The sequence below is a fragment of the Microcystis aeruginosa NIES-4325 genome (assembly GCF_008974145.1).
Taxonomy (GTDB): Bacteria; Cyanobacteriota; Cyanobacteriia; order Cyanobacteriales; family Microcystaceae; genus Microcystis; species Microcystis aeruginosa_G.
The window spans coordinates 13270-33304 of sequence record NZ_BJKP01000010.1 but is presented as its reverse complement, the minus strand read 5'-3'; the positions used below and the strand labels follow the sequence as shown (position 1 = coordinate 33304).

13 protein-coding genes are annotated in these 20035 nt (G+C 42.4%); 5 read left to right on the top strand and 8 right to left on the bottom strand.

Features of this window, described 5'->3' with window-relative positions; genetic code table 11:
- Positions 1-166 precede the first annotated feature (166 nt).
- Positions 167-1120: an aldo/keto reductase gene (locus MiAbW_RS07445; RefSeq protein ID WP_151695578.1), complete on the top strand. Its 954-nt coding sequence runs from the start codon at positions 167-169 to the stop codon at positions 1118-1120.
- Between the two features lie 127 nt (positions 1121-1247).
- Positions 1248-2315, top strand: a complete 1068-nt coding sequence (gene recA, locus MiAbW_RS07440; protein ID WP_151695577.1) for a recombinase RecA — start codon at positions 1248-1250, stop codon at positions 2313-2315.
- 23 nt (positions 2316-2338) lie between these two features.
- Here the strand turns inward: recA and MiAbW_RS07435 are convergent, their stop codons facing one another.
- The 5 genes from MiAbW_RS07435 to pdxA form a co-directional block, all read right to left on the bottom strand.
- The gene (locus MiAbW_RS07435) at positions 2339-2935 is read right to left on the bottom strand and encodes a hypothetical protein (protein WP_151695576.1); all 597 of its coding nucleotides are present in this window, start codon (positions 2933-2935) and stop codon (positions 2339-2341) included.
- Between the two features lie 249 nt (positions 2936-3184).
- Positions 3185-6610, bottom strand: a complete 3426-nt coding sequence (locus MiAbW_RS07430; RefSeq protein ID WP_151695652.1) for an Eco57I restriction-modification methylase domain-containing protein — start codon at positions 6608-6610, stop codon at positions 3185-3187.
- A 158-nt stretch (positions 6611-6768) separates the two neighbouring features.
- Positions 6769-10098, bottom strand: a complete 3330-nt coding sequence (locus MiAbW_RS07425) for a helicase-related protein (protein WP_151695575.1) — start codon at positions 10096-10098, stop codon at positions 6769-6771.
- A gap of 66 nt (positions 10099-10164) precedes the next feature.
- Entirely contained in the window at positions 10165-11529 is a 1365-nt protein-coding gene (locus MiAbW_RS07420; RefSeq protein ID WP_151695574.1) for an NAD-dependent succinate-semialdehyde dehydrogenase, read from the bottom strand.
- A gap of 24 nt (positions 11530-11553) precedes the next feature.
- The gene (gene pdxA / locus MiAbW_RS07415; protein WP_151695573.1) at positions 11554-12582 is read right to left on the bottom strand and encodes a 4-hydroxythreonine-4-phosphate dehydrogenase PdxA; all 1029 of its coding nucleotides are present in this window, start codon (positions 12580-12582) and stop codon (positions 11554-11556) included.
- Between the two features lie 258 nt (positions 12583-12840).
- Between pdxA and MiAbW_RS07410 the strand changes: the two genes are divergently transcribed.
- Complete coding sequence (locus MiAbW_RS07410; RefSeq protein ID WP_151695572.1) at positions 12841-14127, top strand: RNA-guided endonuclease InsQ/TnpB family protein; 1287 nt, start codon at positions 12841-12843, stop codon at positions 14125-14127.
- Positions 14128-14241: 114 nt separating this feature from the next.
- Positions 14242-15399 (top strand): magnesium/cobalt transporter CorA, encoded by a 1158-nt coding sequence (gene corA, locus MiAbW_RS07405; protein ID WP_151695571.1) that lies wholly within the window; start codon positions 14242-14244, stop codon positions 15397-15399.
- 205 nt (positions 15400-15604) lie between these two features.
- On the opposite strand, the gene MiAbW_RS07400 is transcribed toward corA, so the two are convergent.
- Together MiAbW_RS07400 and holA are read right to left on the bottom strand one after the other, a co-directional pair.
- The gene (locus MiAbW_RS07400) at positions 15605-17239 is read right to left on the bottom strand and encodes a CHAT domain-containing protein (RefSeq protein ID WP_151695570.1); all 1635 of its coding nucleotides are present in this window, start codon (positions 17237-17239) and stop codon (positions 15605-15607) included.
- 70 nt (positions 17240-17309) lie between these two features.
- Positions 17310-18293, bottom strand: coding sequence for a DNA polymerase III subunit delta (gene holA, locus MiAbW_RS07395; RefSeq protein ID WP_151695651.1), 984 nt, complete (start codon positions 18291-18293; stop codon positions 17310-17312).
- Between the two features lie 321 nt (positions 18294-18614).
- On the opposite strand from holA, the gene MiAbW_RS07390 reads away from it, so the two are divergent.
- Entirely contained in the window at positions 18615-19565 is a 951-nt protein-coding gene (locus MiAbW_RS07390) for an SGNH/GDSL hydrolase family protein (protein WP_151695650.1), read from the top strand.
- Between the two features lie 144 nt (positions 19566-19709).
- Here the strand turns inward: MiAbW_RS07390 and MiAbW_RS07385 are convergent, their stop codons facing one another.
- A complete protein-coding gene (locus MiAbW_RS07385) occupies positions 19710-19874 on the bottom strand; it encodes a WD40 repeat domain-containing protein (protein ID WP_238707213.1) in 165 nt (54 codons plus the stop codon).
- Between the last annotated feature and the right edge of the window lie 161 nt (positions 19875-20035).

The window sequence follows — 20035 nt, the reverse complement described above, 5'->3', positions numbered from 1 at the left end:
ATTAATTATATTTTTTTATATTTTCTTAATTAAGCTATTTTAAATGAGCTGCCCGCGTATTTAAATTGCTGGTGGAGATGAGACAAGGGGGGGTGAGGGCTACGAATAAAAAAAAAATGGGATAAGATCATCGAAAAAGTGGAAAATTGCCACCTTTGTAGGGAATATGACTAGACAAACCGCTAATCTCGGACAAACAGGAATTGCCGTCAGTGCCTTGGGCATCGGGACATGGGCATGGGGAGATAAAATATTCTGGAACTATGGCAAGGAATACGGAGCTAATCAGGTAGAAGCGGCCTTTAAAGCGGCAGTAGAGGCAGGAATCACCTTTTTTGACACGGCCGAAGTCTATGGACTGGGGGAATCGGAACGACTCTTAGGAAAATTTACCCAAGAGACCGATATTCCCATCGATATTGCCAGCAAGTTTGCCCCCGTACCGTGGCGTCTTGGGGCGAATGCGGTGCATAATGCCATTACCGACAGCTTAAACCGTCTAAAAACCGATAAAATGGCTCTTTATCAAGTACATTGGCCCTTCACCTTCCTAATTAGCCAAGAAACCCTGATCAATGCCCTAGGGGAAGAAGTAAAACGCGGCCGCATTGGTTCCGTGGGCGTAAGTAATTATTCCGCCGAGCAAATGCGTCAAGCAAGCCAGATTTTGGCGAAAAAAGAGGTTCCCTTAGCGGTCAATCAGGTGCAGTATTCGCTTTTGTATCGCAAAATAGAAACTAAGGGAATTTTAGCCACGGCCAAGGAATTAGGTGTCACCATCCTCGCCTACAGCCCCCTCGCTCAAGGATTACTGACGGGTAAATATAGCCCAGAAAGCCAGAATTTGCCCGATGGAGCCAGGAAAAATGACTCGCGGTTCAAAAAAGAAGGTTTGGAGAAAATAGCCCCAATTTTAAGGGTACTGCAAGAATTGGGCGCCAAATACCAAAAAACCCCCGCACAAGTCGCCCTCAATTGGTTAATCGCCCAAGGAGATGTGATTCCCATTCCGGGGGCAAAAACTGCCAACCAAGCGATCGAAAATGCCGGGGCCCTAGGATGGAGTTTAGAAGCGCAAGAGGTGACGCAATTAGAACAGATGAGCCGGCCTTGGCTGTAAAAATCAAAACTTTTGATTTTTGATCACCATTCTGGAAAAAGTCTCTAACTTTTTGGGGATCAAGATCAAAACAGGCTACAATCTTTGCATACTCCTGTACTACTTAAGAAAACTGGGGAGAAAATTAATGGCGACAATGACAAGTAATTCCGATCGAGATAAGGCCTTAGGTTTAGTCTTAAATCAAATCGAACGCAACTTTGGCAAGGGTTCGATTATGCGTTTGGGAGACGCCACCCGCATGCGGGTGGAAACCGTACCTAGTGGTGCTTTAACCCTAGATATGGCTTTGGGTGGCGGTTTACCGAAGGGCCGCATCGTCGAAATTTACGGGCCGGAAAGTTCTGGAAAAACCACTTTAGCCCTCCATGCGATCGCAGAAGTGCAGAAAGCCGGGGGAGTGGCGGCCTTTGTCGATGCGGAACACGCTTTAGATCCCACCTATTCGGATGTTTTAGGGGTAGATATCAATAATTTACTGGTGGCACAACCGGACACGGGGGAGGCAGCCTTAGAAATAGTTGACCAGTTAGTGCGTTCTTCGGCCGTGGATATCGTCGTCATCGACTCGGTGGCCGCTTTAGTGCCGCGGGCGGAAATTGAAGGGGAAATGGGGGATAATCAGGTGGGTTTACAGGCCCGTTTGATGAGTAAAGCCCTGCGAAAAATTGCCGGTAATATTGGTAAATCCGGTTGTGTGGTGATTTTCCTCAACCAACTGCGGCAAAAAATCGGTGTCACCTACGGTAATCCTGAAGTGACTACCGGAGGAACGGCCTTAAAATTTTATGCCTCGGTACGTTTAGATATCCGTCGCATTCAAACTTTGAAAAAAGGCACGGAAGGAGAATACGGAATTCGGGCTAAGGTTAAGGTGGCTAAAAATAAAGTCGCGCCTCCTTTCCGGATTGCTGAATTTGATATTATCTTCGGTAAGGGCATTTCCCAAGTGGGTTGTATGCTGGATATGGCCGAACAAACTAACGTGGTTACTCGTAAAGGGGCATGGTATAGCTATAATGGCGAAAATATTGCCCAGGGTCGCGATAATGCCGTTAAATATCTCGAAGAAAAGCCAGAAGTAGCGGCGGAAATTGAGAAGTTATTGCGGGATAAATTAGATATGGGTTCGGTTCCTTTCCCCACGGAACCAGCTGATGGGGACGATGAGGACGAACAGGAACCAGAAATCTAAAAGAGGACGGTTTTAGGTCTTGGTTATCCCCCTATTTCGGGGGATTTTTTTGTTTCAGAATCGATCGATTTTGCCGCTTCTAACCATGATTCTAAACCTTTTTTGGTCGGTGTTCCTTTAGGGGTAAAAGTCCATAAATCTCGTTTATGTTGCGGTCCGTAGCTGATATGAATCGGGCGATTAATTCCGTAAAAATAGAGAGAGTCAAAGGGTAATTTTTGGTTTAAAATCCAATCTATCAGGCGATCGCTAGTTAAGTCGATAATCCGAAAATCACAGGCTGCCCCCAATCGCTGACAATAATATTGACCTTTTTGATTAATTTCGTGGGCGCAATGTTGATCACGACTGGGATCGATTCTCCCGTTTTTTAAGCCGGTGATTGGGTCTTTTTTTTGGAGAAGTTTTCTGAGATCATTGGAACAAAATCCGTAGGTTAATTGGAATTTTTCTCGACCAAAATTGTCAATAATTGGATCGATAATAAAGTGAGTAAGATTCTGCCAAGCGGTTATGGTTTCAGGATTTTTTGGATAGGGATCGATTTGGGCTGCATACTTTTGATAGGTTTGGGAACAGGTAGATAATTCCTCTAGGGTTAAATATTTACCAATTAACATAATTAGTTATTCGATGGTATTTTTCAGTTTATTAAACATCTCTAAAAATTATAAACCAATTATACCAAATTCTGTTTAAAAAGTATAGGGGAGTGGGTTTTTTGAGTAACGCACAGAAAACGGGTTTCTCCGAGAAACCCGTTTTCTACTCATGCACTCATGCAAAACGGAGAATAAATAATCGGTTTTTAATAACTGGATTTAGTATAATACCTTTTTCTCTATTCGTGGCAGACATCTTATTACTAATTACTGTAACAGGTTTTGGTAAGCTTTGAGGGTGGCAATTTTGACGCTTTCGGGGACGAGGGGAAAGGTACTTAATATATGTTGAAATTCTGTTAGGGTTAATTCATACAAGTGGGCGACTATTGCATCTAATTTCGCTCTAATTGCCATTCTTTCTGCTTCTTCTGTTACTCCATTTTTATGGGAACCTATCCCCACTTCTTTCGCTAATTGCTCAAATTCTTCTGTGGTACAAATCAATTTTGCCGCATTTTCTACTATCTCCTGAAAGTATTTATCTCCCTCTTTTAATCGGGGGATAGGTAGTTGATATATGTAGAAAAAATTTAGGTTTTGACTAACTTTTTGTCTAAGCATCCAATCAATTAAAAAGCTGTTTAAAATGGTAACAATGAAAAATTTGAATGCCTCATTTTCTTGAAAATTATTTTGTTCGTACTCACTAATAGATAACGAATTTCCGCAAAAAACTGATTTAGGTATCAGACTAGAAATTAAAGAGCGTTCGTTTGTACTTGATGAAACTGACCGAAATCCTAAACGATAGGTTTGATAGTCCAAGATTTGACCTTTATCGACTTCACCGCGTTTTAATAAAGCTTGTCTTGCTTCCTTTTCATCTAACCAGTATTTCGGTAAAGCATACCGATGGGTGAATTGATGAATCATTTTTCCTTCGTAGAGGGGTAGTCTTCCTTCTGCGGGTTCAGTTTTAAATAAATAACTATCATTAGTCATGTGAAATTCTGATGTTAACTTGAGATTCCATGTATCGGGAAGGGTTTCTCCTAGCAGGGGAAAACGAGACATTTTTTCAGCGATATGAATATCTATATCTTGTTTAAATTCCATTACCGAGAGGGAATCGGGGGATAGTTTGCGGATTAAATCGACGCTAATTACTAAACTATCTTTATGGGGAAAACGTTGTAATTCCTCAACATCGTGACGCATAAATTCCACAGGAAAGGAAAGAGTTTGTTTATTTTTCTCAAAAGTTAGAATGACAAACTTAAAGCGACTATCTACACCTTCAAAAATTGTTTTACGATTTTCAAAACAAAATAATCCTGTCAGGTTTGTCTGAGAAAATAACATTTCCCGCAGTTGCTTGGTTCCTAAATCGGTATAAATTCCACTGGGAATAACTATTCCACATTCTCCCCGGGGATGGAGGAGATTAAAACATTGTTCAACAAAAAGCTTATAGAGATTAATATCCGTCCCTTGCTTTTTACCATTGACAATAGAGATTTGATTTTTATATTGTTCCGAGGAACGAAAATAGAGACTAACGTGGGGGTATTGACTTTGATATTCTAACCATGCTTGAGCGATTTCGGGATTAGTTAATAGTTTTTTCTGTTCCTTTTCAAACGTCTTGATGTCCATTTTATTTTTAGTCACCAAGTCGCTATGCTGAGAAAAAAATTCTTTCGCTTGGGGTTTAAAGACTTCCCAAGGGGGATTGGTGATAATCACATCAAAACCACCTTTTTCTGTAATCAGTTTATCGAAGTGATAACCCCAGTGGAAGGGTTTCAGGGATTGCATATCAGAAAGAGTTAATAAACGTTTCTTTGCTTTTCCCGTTAATTGTGCGGATTCGTACTTAATTGACAACTTACCGCTAAACTCATCTAAGAGAATTTGGTTTAATTTCTGCACCGATTCGCGGTTGACATCCTCGATGTGATTGCGTAACATCTGGAGACGGTTTTCTTGGGGGGTTCCCTCTACTTCTCCCAACCGAAAAGCGTGTTCTTTGTATAATTCAATACTGCGATTTTTTTCCGCGAGAATTGCCTGATAATTTTGCGCGGTGAGGGTTTGCAGAATGTTTTCCTCTCCCATGAGATTAAAACTTTTTTCGTCCACGCGAATTAACCCGATGAGGGAATTTCCCGACATGATATTAAAATCAATATTCGGTAAGGGTTCCAATTCTGTCACCGATTGTGCGGCAGCAACTAAAGCGAGAAATAAACGCAGTTTTGCGATTTCCGTTGCTTCCTCCATGATATCGACACCGTAGAGGTTATCGGAAATAATTCTTTTTTTGATGTAATATCCGAGGGAGGGATGGGATTTTCTTACCTCTGTTAACCACTGTTTTAATTTACTGTCTCCCCGTAGTTCAATTGTCCCAATCACCGCGCTATAAATTCCGATTAATGTCTTCATCGCAGCCACTAAAAAAGCACCGGAACCACAGGCAGGGTCTAAAATAGAAAGCTGGGGAAGAATATCTTCAATCAGAAGCTGACAGAGGGGAGAATCGAGATTAATTAGTAGTTCAGAAATACTGGCAAATTGTTTGCGGGGATAATGTTGATTACTTCTCTCGACAATCCATTTATTAATCGTCCTATCACAGAGATATTCGGTAATCTCCGGACGGGTATAGTAAGCACCGAAAGCTTTTTGGTTGATATACTTTTCAAAGATATATCCCAAGACATCGGGGTTAATTTCGTCATCGCTTCCCCCCGGAGTGTCGTCAAGATTCCAGGAGTAACGGGAGAATAAATCGAGGATATTCTCAAATGCTTGGTCATCAATACAAATGTTTTGATAAATATTTTCGAGGGGATGTTGGAGAAATAATCCTCCGTTAAGATATTTGACTTTTCCCACCAATGCAGTTACTGTCTCATCTCGTTGGGATTCTGGTTTAGCGAATGCTTGGAAAAAGAGGGTTTGCAGAAACTGACGATAAAATAAATTTTTCCCGCGTCGTTGACTTGCTTGTAATTGGTTTTGCAGATAGTTGAAGTCGTTATCGATAAATCCCTTGCGCTGCAGGAAATAGACGAACATTAAACGATTGAGAATAACCGAAGTGTACCATTTTCGATCGCTTTCTCGATCGATTCCTTGGATAAAGGGGAGGAACTGTAGATGCTCTCGCTGAAATTCCTGATAAAATTTCTTGGTAATCTTTTCGATATCGAAACCTTTTTGTAAGCGATGGGCCACCTCCACCACGGAGGGTTCCCCATCTTCAAAATCGGTGATATCGAGGACTAATTCCGCTAGTTTACCGAGAAATAAATCTCCCGGTTGTCCTTTTATATAAAGATGGTCACGGATATAACTTTTACTTCCCTCTCTTTTTACCCAGTACCATAAACTGCGTGTCCGTCCCCCATCGACGAAAATTAGCAGATTTTCGGCAATTCTTTCGATAACTTGCTGGTGAATGTCCCGACGAAGTTTCGCATCGGGTATATCGGTAGTTGTCACCTCTAATACTGCTACTCCGGACACCTCCGCAATTCGTTGACAGGGATATTCTTGATTGTCAACGGTGATACTAACAGTTTTTTTTGTGCGAGGATGAGACCATCCCAATTCCTCGATAAACAGTTCCCCAAATTGGAAGTTAGATAATAAGTCACGAGTCCGGGAGAAGTTGAGGGGCATAATGGATAAATATCGATAAATTATGAACCAATCCAATTCGCTTCGCTGAGATTGGAGATACATTTAATATAGCAAAAGGTTTGATCCCCCTAAATCCCCCTTGATAAGGGGGACTTGAATTGGTTTGATCCCCCTAAATCCCCCTTGATAAGGGGGACTTAAGAAGGTTGAAATAGACCCAAGGAACAAATAATCTGAGGTTCTTGGGTGGATTCTTGTGGGTGAACAATACAGAGACGGTCATCTTGATATAAAGATACCAGTAAATCTGCCAATTGTTGGTCACTGATGCCGGTTCTTAAACAACGATTTAAGCGATCGAGAGCCGACTGTCTAAGGGGATAATGATACAATTGGTCGAGAGCCTTGCATAAATCCTCATGAGCAAACAGATCATCCTTACTATCTTGAGAATACCTTTTTAAGCGCTCATAGGTCTTAAATTTTGCTCCCGTCAATCGTCCCAATTTAGATCCGGAGTTGTTTTCCTCCTCCGCAATTAATTCTGTACCTTTTTGTACTAATTGATGGTGTTGGGGATGGGGGGGAATGGCCGGGGTTTGGGGATGACAGGCAGCGGACCGTAAAATAGTTAATTGGGATTGAGTCACACTATTTCCCTGCTTATCAATCCATGCTAAAGCATCATTCCCCCCGGCAGTTTTTAGATAAACCATGACTCCCTCCGGATGGGTTGCTGTCCCACTATGGCAACGGGTAGAATAAACCACCGGCGGCAGAGTCTCTATGGTATGTTTTAAACTAGGGTCAACTTCGATCGCATTTTTCCAAATTTGATACGCTTCCGAGGTTAAATCCACTTCTTGATCCTCCTCTTCATCGATAACCTCAGATTTTTCATGATACAGATCCAATAAAGTCTGGTTATCCATCTCCTCCTCAAAAAATATCTCATCAGTCCCCACCACCTCAGCATTCTCTCGCAGTCTTTGAGATAGTCTCGTCCGCAGTTTAATAATTCTCTCCACTCCCTCCGCAGGTAAAAAGGAATAACAGAGAATCTGACTTGCTTTTTGACCGATTCTATCTACCCTTCCGGCCCGTTGAATCAGGCGAATAATTGCCCAGGGTAGGTCATAATTAACGATAATGGCACAATCCTGTAAATTTAACCCTTCACTAAGGATATCCGTCGCAACCAAGACTCGTATTTCTTCCCCCACTTGCTGAGAATTACTGCGGGGACTAAAATGATGGACCATTTCCGCAGGATTAGCAGAGTTTCCCGTCACTCCCGCAATCTTATCCACTCCCCGATTTTGCAACTGAGTGACTAAATAACTGACTGTATCGGCAAATTGGCTAAAAATTAACACCTTTTCTCTGGGATGATTCTCCTCTAACAGCTGCCATAACTTCTCTAGCTTTTCGTCGGTCTCCGGCTGCCAGGTCCCACAGGTTTGCAACAATGCTATTAAAGCCAAGGCATCGGATTTTAGGTCTTTTTTCAATGCGGGTTTAAACACCTCGGTGTTAATCCACTGAAAGCGCTTGCGATAATCACCGCTATACTTTTGATACACTTGTTCGGCTCTTTTTTGATACTCTTTTTCTAACCCGGTTATCCCCCCAGTCTCCTCGGTTTCTATACTTTCATCCTCTCCCTGAGTGACTAAATCCTCATCCAGATAACGAGTGTCTAACAAAGCTGGATCCTGACTCCCGATGGGAAGGGGTAAATTCTTGGCCATGGCATGAAGGAAAATATAGTTACGGAGAATATGACGGTCAAGGGATTGCAGGAAAGCATACCCTCCACTCTCCAAACGTTTAAATAAATTCGTCCGACAAAAACCCATTAATCTTTTACCCGCACGGGATAGACTTTTTAAGATGGTTTCTTCCTCTCCTGTCCCTTTGCATCCTTTAATTAGATAATTTCCCAATCCGTAACGGGGTAACTTCAATCCGTTGAGGGTTATCACCACTGCTTCCGAATATAAACGCGCATAAACCGAGTCTTGCAGGTCAAACTTGATTGTCTTTAGTTGTCGTTGGGGAAGATAAACCCTCGACCCATCAGCAAATTTTAGATACCGACGACCCTGTTCGTCTTCTGTAGCATAATTATTTTCGATAAAACCGCGAGTCCGTCTAATCATATAGAGACGCATTAAGTCTCTCCAGTCGTCGGGAGAGTCACTTTTTTCAAAGGCTGCTAGGGACCTAACCGGAGATTGGTATCTGCGATTAAATTCGATTTCTCCTCCCAGAGATTCTAGTAGTCTTTCGGGACGAATTCCGAGATTAGTATCCTCTTGAATGAATAAACGCAGTTGATTGGACAGGTCAAGATAGTTTTTATTGTAGGGAGTCGCAGTCAAGAGAATACAGCGACTTTCATTGGTGTTAATGTACTCCTGTATCACCCGATAACGTTTACCCTCCCGATTGCGTAGGTTATGACTTTCATCGATAATTACTACCCGATAGCGCCGCAGATTGGGTAATTCCTGCATAACCTGACTTAAGGGGATAATTTTCGCTCTTAATTTGTATTTATAGCTGTAATCCTCCCACATAGTTAGGAGATTTTTCGGACAAATAATTAAGATTTCTAAATCGTAGTCTTCCTGCAAAATATATGCTAGAATGGAAGCGATGCGCGTTTTTCCTAACCCCACCACGTCGCCAATTAGTACCCCACCGCGTCTTTGCACATAACGAGCGGCAATTTTAATGGCCGATTTCTGAAAATCTAGTAAGTCTTGATCAAACTGTCGGGGAATTTTGTATTCCGCTAAACCGGCTCTCGCTTCAAAGGAAAGATGGTAAGCTATTTTTAAATAGATATGATAGGGAGGAATAAGACTTTCCCGGGCCCAACTTTCGTTAATCACATTGACAATATCCGAGGATATATCCCAACACCAAGCATCAAACCAACGATCATTAAACCACTTTTGTAATTTGGCACAAGCATCGTGGTCAAGGACATCAATATTTAATTCTCCCTGCTGTTGTAATCCCGCAAAAGTTAGATTACTACTACCCAAAAATCCCACCGTTGGGTTATTGACATCCTGTCGATGAATAAGGTATAATTTAGCATGGAGATTATAGCCCAAAAATAAGCGAATTACTAGCTTACCCGATTGAATTTGTTTGGTCAAACGTTGCAAAGCTGCCTGATCTCGATTGCTAGGATTTCCCCAAGTTAATTGTTGGCAAAAATCCTGAACAATTTGTTTTTTTAAACGAGCAGAAGTAGCCTTATCTATATTATTTGATCGCTTCAATAAAGACAGGGATTGCTGTAGTAATTCCTGGGGTGCTTGCTGCATACCAATCAGCAGACGACAACAGGACAAATCACCACCGAGAAAGTGATCAATATAGGTATCAATGGACTGCCAACCGCGCAAATTAAAATAACCCACACAAAAATCAGCGCGTTGGGCCACTAATAAACTTTCGCGTAAAATTGGCAATAAATGGGACTCAATATTATCAATAATACGCGGCATATTTTTATAAAAAGATTAAGTTAATATAAGGCTTTTCTAACTGATAACTGATAACTGATAACTGAATTACTTAATCCAAATAGTTTTAACGTTGACAAATTCGCGAATACCTTCCACACTTAATTCGCGACCAAAACCGGAACGTTTAATCCCCCCAAAGGGTAAACGAGGATCGGATTTAACCATACCGTTAATAAACACACAACCGGCCTCAATTTCGGTAATTAAACGCTCAATTTCTGCGGGGTTATTCGTCCAAGCACTAGAACCCAAACCAAAGGGACTATCATTAGCTAAAGCGATCGCTTCCTCGATATTTTTGACTCGAAATAGTAAAGCCACCGGTCCGAAAAATTCCTCTTTTTCCCCCGGAGAACCGGCGGGAATATCGGTTAAAATCGTTGGTAGATAGAAGTTACCTTTTCCCTCTAAACGTTGACCCCCCACAAGGACTCTACCACCCATAGCGACGGTTTTTTCCACTTGGGCGGCAATTTCGGAGACGATCGATACCGTGGCCAAAGGACCGATATCAACAGTTTCATCGAGGGGATCACCAACTTTTAAAGCTTGGAATTTGGCCACTAATAACTGTTCAAATTGATCGGCGACAGTTTCCATAACAATAAACCGTTTAGCGGCGATACAAGTCTGACCATTATTTAACAATCTTGCCGTCACTGCCGTAGTCGCTGCCGCCTCGATATCGGCAGTATCTAAAACGATAAAAGGATCACTACCTCCCAACTCCAAAACCACCTTTTTGATCTGTTTTCCTGCGGCAGCTGCTAAACTGATCCCCGCCGGTTCACTACCGGTTAAAGTGGCGGCTTTTACCCGTTCATCGTTAATTAAATCACTAACGCGATCGGCCCCGATCAAAAGAGTTTGAAAAGTGCCTTCGGGAAACCCAGCTTCTAATAAAATTCTTTCCACCGCTAAAGCTGATTGGGGGACATTAGAAGCGTGTTTGAGTAGGCCGACATTTCCCGCCATCAAAGCGGGGGCAGCAAAGCGAAATACTTGCCATAAAGGGAAATTCCAGGGCATAACCGCTAAAATCACCCCTAAGGGTTGATAACGGACAAAACTGCGACTAGCATCGGTGGCAATCGGCACATCTTCCAGATAACCGGCGGCATTATCGGCATAGAAACGACAAACCAAGGCACATTTGAGGACTTCTGCGATCGCTGACTTGATCGGTTTCCCCATTTCTAAAGTCATGGTTTTAGCCAATGCCACCTGATCCCGTTCCAAAATGTCCGCCGCTTGCCGTAACCACTGTCCCCGTTGACTGATGGCGGTGTGGCGATACTGCTGAAAAGTTGCCTCAGCTAGGGCTAATTTCGCCGCCAATTCCTCCGAGGTTAGAGGGGTAAAAGTCTTGAGAATTTCTCCAGTGGCAGGGTTAACTGAAGCGATACCCATATCCCAATTGTCTCCTATCGAGCGCTATATCTCTAGTTTAGTTCTCTGGTTGCACCGCTGCTGACATAATTCGATCGCTAATTGGATCGCCGCTTGCATACTCTGGGGTCTAGCGATGCCAAGGCCAGCGATATCAAAAGCCGTCCCGTGGTCTGGAGAGGTGCGAACAAAAGGTAAACCGATGGTAGTATTAACAGCACAGTCAAAAGCCATTAATTTGACGGGAATTAGGCCCTGATCGTGGTATAATGCCAGATATGCGTCGGCGGGTTGCCCTGCACCGCTAAACCAAGCGCGTCCCGGTTCCACCCAAAGCGTATCCGGGGGGACAAGGCCGATTAATTGGGTTTGCGGGTATTTTTGTCCCATTGATTCTAGCCAAGGCTGTAACCAGTCCTTTTCTTCCCTTCCCAGTTTTCCCGCTTCGCCACTGTGGGGATTAAGGCCAGATATGGCGATTTTGGGGCGATCGATGCCAAAATCTAGCTTTAAAGACTCGATCAATAGGTCTAGTTTTCGGGTCATCAGATCGGGGTTAAGAGTATCGGGAACTTCTCGCAGGGGGATGTGGGTAGTGGCGAGGAGAGTGCGTAAGTTATAGCCAGTGTGAGAGGATTTAGCGACGAATAGCATCCCATAACGGTTAATTCCCGCCATGGTAGCTAAAACCTCCGTTTGACCGGGGAAATCATAACCGGCCAACTGCCAACAGGATTTAGCGATCGGACCGGTGACAATACCATCAAATTCGCCCTTGAGGGTGCGTTTTATCGCTTCTTGCAGGTAAAGAAAGCTGATTTCACCACTGTGGGCATCCCCACGCCCACAAACGATTTTTTCTTGATTGTAGGGCAAATCGATCAGAGAAAAGCGATCGAGAAGATGGGGATCGTGATAGGCTTTTTCGAGAAGCGTTCTGGTGCCGATTAGAGTAATCTGACAAATAGACGAGATTGGGGAATCGGCGATCGCTTTTAACACCACTTCAGGACCGATCCCGGCGGGATCACCGACGGGGATAACTAGACGGGGAATAAAATAGGCGGATTCCATAAATTTTGGCCGTCAATATTGCTAATTCTCCCGATTAATCTCATCGTTGACAATTATCAGGAGGGAATAAATCAGTAAACAATCTTCAGTTTACCTAAAATGTCGGATGAATGCCCCCGCTAAATTTTTCGACAAGACATCAACCTTTGCGGGGGATGAAATCCGACCAGGATATTGACTGCGAAGCACGATTTTAATTCTACTATTTGTAGGTAAACTGTGTTATAATTAAACGATCCAAGGGTCGAGGATTAATCAATGCTAGTCGTAGAAGCCAAGCTAAAAAACGGGACACCAGAACAATATCACCGGCTTGATGAAGCAATTAGGACATCTCAGTTTGTGCGTAACTCTTGTGTTCGTTATTGGATGGACAATAAGGGGACAACCCGTAATGATCTTCAAAAGCTTTGTGCGGTACTAGCTAACAATAAAGAGACACCATGGGTTAATAAATTAAACTCTCAAGCTCGTCAATCGGCTGCTGATAGAGCCTGGCAATCAATTAATAGGTTTTACCAGAATTGTCATGCTAAGATACCGGGGAAAAAGGGTTTTCCTCGGTTTAAAAAGCATAGCCGTTCGGTTGAGTATAAACTAACAGGCTACAAACTATCTGATGATAGACGTAAAATTAAATTTACCGATGGCTTTAAAGCAGGAGAATTTGATTTATGGTGTAATCAAAAAACCTTAGTTTATTATTCAGAGCAACAGATTAAACGGGTAAGAGTTGTTAGACGTGCCGATGGTTATTATTGCCAGTTTTTGATTGACGTAGAACGGCAAGAATACCATAAACCAACGGGACAAATAACAGGAATTGACCTAGGGTTAAAGGAATTTTATACCGACGCTCAAGGCAATACAGTAGAGAATCCACGTTATTTAAGAAAGTCAGAAAAACGACTTAAAAAAGCACAACGACGATTATCAAAACGATTTCGTAAAGGAAAGAAACAGTCTAACAACTATCACAAGCAACGGATAAAAGTGGCTAGGCTTCATCTTAAAGTGTCAAGACAACGTAAAGACAAAGCAATTAAAGATGCTTTGGCGTTGGTCCAGTCTAATGATCTGGTAGTTTATGAAGCTTTAAAGGTAAGAAACTTAGTCAAAAACCGTAAGCTTGCCAAGTCGATTTCTGATGCTTCTTGGTATCAATTCACTGAATGGTTGAATTATTTTGCCAAGATTTATCGGATTGTTTGTGTTGCTGTTCCTCCCCATTTTACTAGCCAAGATTGTTCAGTTTGTGGGACGAGAGTTCAAAAAACATTAAGCACTAGAACTCATCAATGTCCCAATTGTAAAACAGTCTTAGATAGGGATCATAATGCAGCAATAAATATTCTTAAAAAAGGGTTGCAATATTTGGGAAATCATCTCAACGGTACTGTTGGGCAAACAGAAACCGACCCAAACGCCTTGGGAGAGTCCGACCTCTGGGTTTTCAGTGGAGACATTGAGAATCTAAGTTGTCTCGTTGAACAAGGAATTTCTAACAGCGATGTGGAAAGAATCCCCCGTCACAGCGTAGCTTGACGGTGGGAGTATGTCAATGTAATCTCATGGCGATAGATAGTAACTTTAGGCAAATTAAATTTTTTAACTTTTCTGTTTTCTTATTGCCCAAACTAGCCAGATTGTTGTAAGCTTATGACCCAACTACAACCCGATATATTCGTCAACAATCGTCCCGATACCGATGGAGACGAGGAAGAAGACTACTTCGATTATTTTTATGATGAACCGGGTAGTGAACCAGGGACATTAATTATCGAGCCGGATGCCAAACCCTCGCGGATTATTTTAATTGACTACGATGAAGATAACGCCGTTCGCAAGGTGGATATTACCCCCAATGCTTGCGCCCCCTATATTGGCACAAATACCGTGTCTTGGATGGATATTCAAGGGTTAGGTAGTGAGACGGTTTTAAAACAAGTAGGGGAAATTTTTAATCTGCATCCTTTATTATTAGAAGATGTGGTTAATGTGCCGCAGCGACCCAAGTTAGAAGATTATAACAATCAATTGTTAGTGATTTCTCAGATGGTGCGACTGAAAGAAGATGAAAGCGGTTTTGATACAGAACAGGTGAGTTTTGTCTTGGGAAAACGCTATCTTTTGAGTTTTCAAGAGGAGGAATTACAGGACTGTTTTGAGATAGTTAGAGATCGAATTCGAACTTCCCAGGGACGAGTACGGAAATCGGGGGCGGATTATTTAACCTATTTATTATTAGACACGATTATCGATGGTTATTTTCCCGTGGTAGAACACTACGAAGATCGGATTGAAGCGTTGGAAGATGCGATTATTAGTAATCCCGATCGAGATACCATGCAGGAAATCTATGATGTCCGTCGGGAATTATTGGCACTGCGTCGCTTAATTTGGCCGATGCGAAATGTTCTACATTTACTGATGCGTGACCATCATGGTATAGTCAGCGATGAGGTACAAATTTATTTTCGGGATTCCTACGATCACGTCATTCAAATTCTGGAAATTATCGAAGCTTATCGAGAATTAGCGGCGAGTTTGATGGATGTTTATATGTCCACTATGGGCAATAAATTAAACGAAATTATGAAGTTTTTAACCGTAATTTCGACGATTTTTATTCCATTAACTTTTATCGTTGGTGTCTATGGCATGAACTTCGAGAATATGCCAGAATTAAAAGGAGAATGGAGTTATTTCCTTGTCTGGTTAGTCATGTTAGCCGTAGCGGGGGGCTTGATTTTCTACTTCTGGCGCAAAGGTTGGTTTAAACCAATTTATTCCCTGAAAGAGGAAGCAAAAGGTTAGATAGGGTTTGCGGCAAAAAGTTTGTTGGTGGGGTTAGGAGTCAGTAGCCGGTCGTCAGGGGCAGGTTTTGGGGTTTTAGGGTTTTAGTTCAATTTCCCCACTTCCCCACCCCCCCACTTCATCATTCATAATTCATAATTCATCATTCATAATTCATAATTCATAATTCCCACTTCCCAGGACAAACTTTTTCAGCCAACCCTAATTATTCCATCACAAATGCGAGGATTTGGCCTTCGTAACTGCCGAAGCGAATCTGTAAACCCGACTCTAGGGGAACTTCTTGGTTATGAACCTGTTTCCAGTGGCCATCTTGGTAGATAAAAGTACCAAAACGGGAGAAATCTTCGAGAAAGTATTGATAGTCTGGATAATCGGGATTTTTACGGCAAATGATCCGACAATGGTTTTTACTAACCCATTTTTCAGCAATCTGTAGATCATTTTCCCTGTCCCGTCCTATATTCATGCCACCACCACGGATTGACCATTTTCTTTCGGGACGATCGAGATAGTATAAGAAAGCGGCCGGCATGGTTCTGGAGATATTGGGCATAACCGTCGGTAATTGAGTCTCATCAAAGGTTTGCAGCAATTGCCCGTCGAATTCTGGGTGCATATAGAGAATCGGCAAAGTCCAAGCGGGCTGATTGTACTTGTAGAGGGTTAATAGCTGCTGCCTGGCGATGCGAACGGCCTGATCAATAGGGACTCTCAGACCGTGGGGCAACTTGGACATCTGCGCTTCTTTGTCTTTGAACCCGAAGAGGGTGCGGGTAAAAACTTCGATAAAACTCAAGGCCTCGCGATCTGCGATCGCATCTCGCATGGCCAAAACTGCGGGAACGCCGTGGTGAATCAACACTTCCGCCAGACTGCTGCGGGGAATCATCTCCTGACCGAATGTAGCGGGATAAGCACCCCAACAGGCATTAAAAACCGTTAAAATAACTTGATTTCTCACCAAAGCTTGGGCTAACTCCGTACCGTTTAGCTGTTCCTCCGGCCGTAGAAATAGGGAACCGCCATTGGGGGCAGCCATTCCGTGACCGGCGTAAAAAAAAGCTTGATATTTACCCGTATCCAAGGCCTTGGTCAGTTCTTCGGATCCCGGTCGAATTAAGGTATCGACTGTGACTTTCACTCCCAAATTCTGAGAGGGGGAACTACTATCTTCAGGGGAGATGGCCCGGATGAGATTGGCGGCCTCGGATTCAAGACCCGTATTAATGGCGCTGAGGTTGAGGGAACTAGCGGCGGTTTTAATCTGTTTTTCACCAATAACTAAGAGAATATTGAGACTATTACTCGGTTTTATCGCTGGCAGTGGTTCCACATCGCTGGTGGTGCGGCTAAAGAGTATATTCGGATGCAGAGATATGGCCTGTTTACCCGCTTGCTGCATAATTTCCCAGGGCAGCAGAATTAAATAGGGATTGCGACATTCCAAGCGAATTCGCAGGGGCTGATTTTTGCCGAGGGCGATTCCCTGACTTTGGGCGAAACTTTGACTAATTGATGCTTGAAATAACCATTGCCAGAGACTAATACCTAGTTTTTGCATCAATTGACCGCCATAACTGCCGCCTTCTCCCGAAAGAGTCAGTTTAGGTCGATAATTTGCTTCTAATTGCTCTAACATCGGCAAGGTCGGCATTTTTTGCAGACAGAACATTTCCTGCCATGCCATCCATTCCGTGGTTAGACTCTCGGTCCATTCGCAGTCATGATGCACATATCCCCCGGGTAGGGGCGCTTTCGTCACCCAACGGGCGAAATTATTACTCGTGGCTAAACTAGCGATCGCTAAATTTAGACTAGGGATGGCATCATCGGTCATTGTGGCTATTTAGAAGTCTGAAATCTATAGAATCTTATTCTAGAGGATTTCTGAACAGCAAGGAAGGGTATTAAGTCACCAATAAACAACAAAGTTCGATAATTTTGGTTTGCAAAGTTGCCAAAGGTTCTGCACCCCGTTTGAGACGATATTCTAATTCGAGAAGTATGGACAAGGTGGCGAGAAGTTGTTTAGAAGAAAAGGATTGTATCTCTTTGCGAATGAAATACAGTCGCTTGGGATTGGCAATTTCGGCGGCGGCGGCGATATTTTTGTCGTCTTTTTCTCCTTCTTCAATTTTTAATTTCACTATTGCCCAAGTGCGAAATTGACCCACTAGGGTGGCGGTGATAGCCAAGGGGTTCTCGTTGCGATTTAATAATTCATTAACTAATTCGAGGGCTTTGCCTGTCTCCCGTTTTAAAATAGCGCTGGCTAACTGTAGGCTGCTTTGATTGCTGGCGTTGACTAAGCTTAAAATGTCCTTTTTGTCAATAGTTCCCGCCGAATTATTTTTAAATAAACGCAGTTTTTCTAACTCCATCCACAGCAAGCGGCTGTTATTTCCCACCGCTTCCGCTAATAGTTCGATCGCATCGGCAGTTAATTTTACTCCCACTTCTTTGGCAATTTCCCTAACTCTTTGGGCAATTTCCTCGACTTTCCAAGGAGGAATTAGTTCAAATTCTTTAACCTCCGCCTGATTTTGGATAAACTTGCTCGATTTTAAGCGGGAGTCGGGTTTTTTGGCACTGGTTAATAACAGATAGGAATTTTCGGGTAAATTGGGCAAAGTGCGCTGTAATTCCTTGAAAATATCCTCGGAACATTGTTGACAAATAACCGTATCGGCTAACCAAACTAAACGATTTCCCATGCCGAAAACTGGAGTCATCGCTTGATTGAGGGCCTCGATAATTGCCTCATTGCGATCGCCATTAATTTTATCATAATTAAACTGTATCCAATTGGGATCGAGAAGTTTTGCTTGCAGATTTTTCACTGCTTGGTTAATAGCAAATTCATCTTCTCCCCAATAAAATATTGTCGGCATAAGTTTCGATTTTGATAATTTAAGACAACGTTGCTCATCAAGAGGAAGTGCGACGGGATTTGGCATCATCTCTAGACTACCAGCTACTGTTCCTGGGTTCCAGCGTTCCCTAAAACCGGAGACTTCGCACCTCATAATTAAGATAACTGCTATCAACTAGCTGTCGGGGTTAAGTCAATCATAGCAAAAGTTAAATTCTTAACTTTAAAAACCCTTGAGCGGATTTATTAAAATATCTTACAAAAAAAGCTTTTTGAGCTAAAATCTGTTAACTTAGGCAGAACACGCTAATTGATCTAGGGTAGAATCCCATCTATATTTATGTTCAATAACTACCTGAAAAAATCTCTGTCTGTCACCAGTTTTGTCATTCTTTCCTTTTGCGTCCCCACCGCAGCCAATGCCTTTAGCCAGGCATTTGTTTTTGGGGATAGTCTCTCCGATGCTGGGCGATTTTTTATTGCCTCTGGAGGAATTGCCCCCCAGCCCCCCTACGACCAAAGATTTTCTAATGGTATAGTTTGGGTAGAATATCTGCAAACAGCCCTAGGACTGACCCCCACTCTACAGACAAATTTTGCTATCGCCGGTGCCACTACTGGCAATGCTAATACGATTGCTCCCCTCTTGCCAGGGATTGAACAACAAGTAGGCGGTTTCTTGTTGACAAATCCAGCCGTGGACTCTGATGCTTTATATATTGTCTTTGGTGGTGCGAATGATTATCTTGGTAGTCAGCCAATCAATGTGAGTGATTCCGTTGACAATATCGGCGATTATATTATTGATCTTTACAATGCTGGTGCTAGAAATTTTCTCATTCCCAATTTACCAGATTTAGGGCAATTACCCGCCACCTTATCCACTCCTAACTCTAGCAATCTTAGTCTAATCACCCAATCTCATAATGGCTTACTGGCCTTCACTTTGAGTAGTTTATCGCAAAATCTCCCCAGTCTTGAAATTACTTCCCTTGACATTTTTTCCCTGTTTGCCGATGCTCGCAATCGCCCCATTGAGTACGGGTTTACTAATATTGATCAAGCTTGTTTAAGCACCATTCAAGACGGAATTCCTGTGCAACCTATCGAAGTTTGTCCTCATCCGAATGAATACCTTTTTTGGGATAGTATTCATCCCACCACCCGCAGTCATCAATTAATCGGTCAATTGGCACTTAAAGCCTTAGGAATTCCCGAACCTAGTAGCACTTGGGGATTATTGGGTTTAGGCTTAATTGCTGCGGGATTGAGTTTAATTAAAAAACGTTAGTTAGGATTAAATAAATTAGGCAAAATCATCGAAATAATTGTCTTAATTTTACTATTTTATCCTACTGCCAGCGTTTCTCGTCAAGGTGAAGTATAAATAAAACTTTGCCGAAGTAAGGATTTCAGTCGCAAAAACGCACCTCATCTAGGGGAGAAACGCTGTATTCTGCCAAATTTTTACAGTTTTGTCAGCACTTCCGCTAATTAAATATTTGCCATCGGCACTAATTGCTAAAGATAACAGTTTGTCTGTGGGTTGATCAAGGGTTGCTGATTCTACTTTACTTGTTAAAGACCAAAACTTAATCATTTGATCCGAAAGCTTGTTTAATCTGATCAGCACAAGCAGCAGAGGATAAACCAAGAATTTCCTAATATTAACTATGGCTATTCATAAACACAGGTAAAGACCATCTGACTCGATAATTTCCCAAATTAATCAAAAAATAGACTCGATCGACCCGAAATAAC

Excerpts from the sequence above, each read along its gene's own strand:
- MiAbW_RS07445 (WP_151695578.1), top strand. The coding sequence starts at position 167 with ATGACTAGACAAACCGCTAATCTCGGACAAACAGGAATTGCCGTCAGT.
- recA (WP_151695577.1), top strand. The coding sequence starts at position 1,248 with ATGGCGACAATGACAAGTAATTCCGATCGAGATAAGGCCTTAGGTTTA.
- MiAbW_RS07435 (WP_151695576.1), bottom strand. The coding sequence starts at position 2,935 with ATGTTAATTGGTAAATATTTAACCCTAGAGGAATTATCTACCTGTTCC.
- MiAbW_RS07430 (WP_151695652.1), bottom strand. The coding sequence starts at position 6,610 with ATGCCCCTCAACTTCTCCCGGACTCGTGACTTATTATCTAACTTCCAA.
- MiAbW_RS07425 (WP_151695575.1), bottom strand. The coding sequence starts at position 10,098 with ATGCCGCGTATTATTGATAATATTGAGTCCCATTTATTGCCAATTTTA.
- MiAbW_RS07420 (WP_151695574.1), bottom strand. The coding sequence starts at position 11,529 with ATGGGTATCGCTTCAGTTAACCCTGCCACTGGAGAAATTCTCAAGACT.
- pdxA (WP_151695573.1), bottom strand. The coding sequence starts at position 12,582 with ATGGAATCCGCCTATTTTATTCCCCGTCTAGTTATCCCCGTCGGTGAT.
- MiAbW_RS07410 (WP_151695572.1), top strand. The coding sequence starts at position 12,841 with ATGCTAGTCGTAGAAGCCAAGCTAAAAAACGGGACACCAGAACAATAT.
- corA (WP_151695571.1), top strand. The coding sequence starts at position 14,242 with ATGACCCAACTACAACCCGATATATTCGTCAACAATCGTCCCGATACC.
- MiAbW_RS07400 (WP_151695570.1), bottom strand. The coding sequence starts at position 17,239 with ATGACCGATGATGCCATCCCTAGTCTAAATTTAGCGATCGCTAGTTTA.
- holA (WP_151695651.1), bottom strand. The coding sequence starts at position 18,293 with ATGCCGACAATATTTTATTGGGGAGAAGATGAATTTGCTATTAACCAA.
- MiAbW_RS07390 (WP_151695650.1), top strand. The coding sequence starts at position 18,615 with ATGTTCAATAACTACCTGAAAAAATCTCTGTCTGTCACCAGTTTTGTC.
- MiAbW_RS07385 (WP_238707213.1), bottom strand. The coding sequence starts at position 19,874 with ATGATTAAGTTTTGGTCTTTAACAAGTAAAGTAGAATCAGCAACCCTT.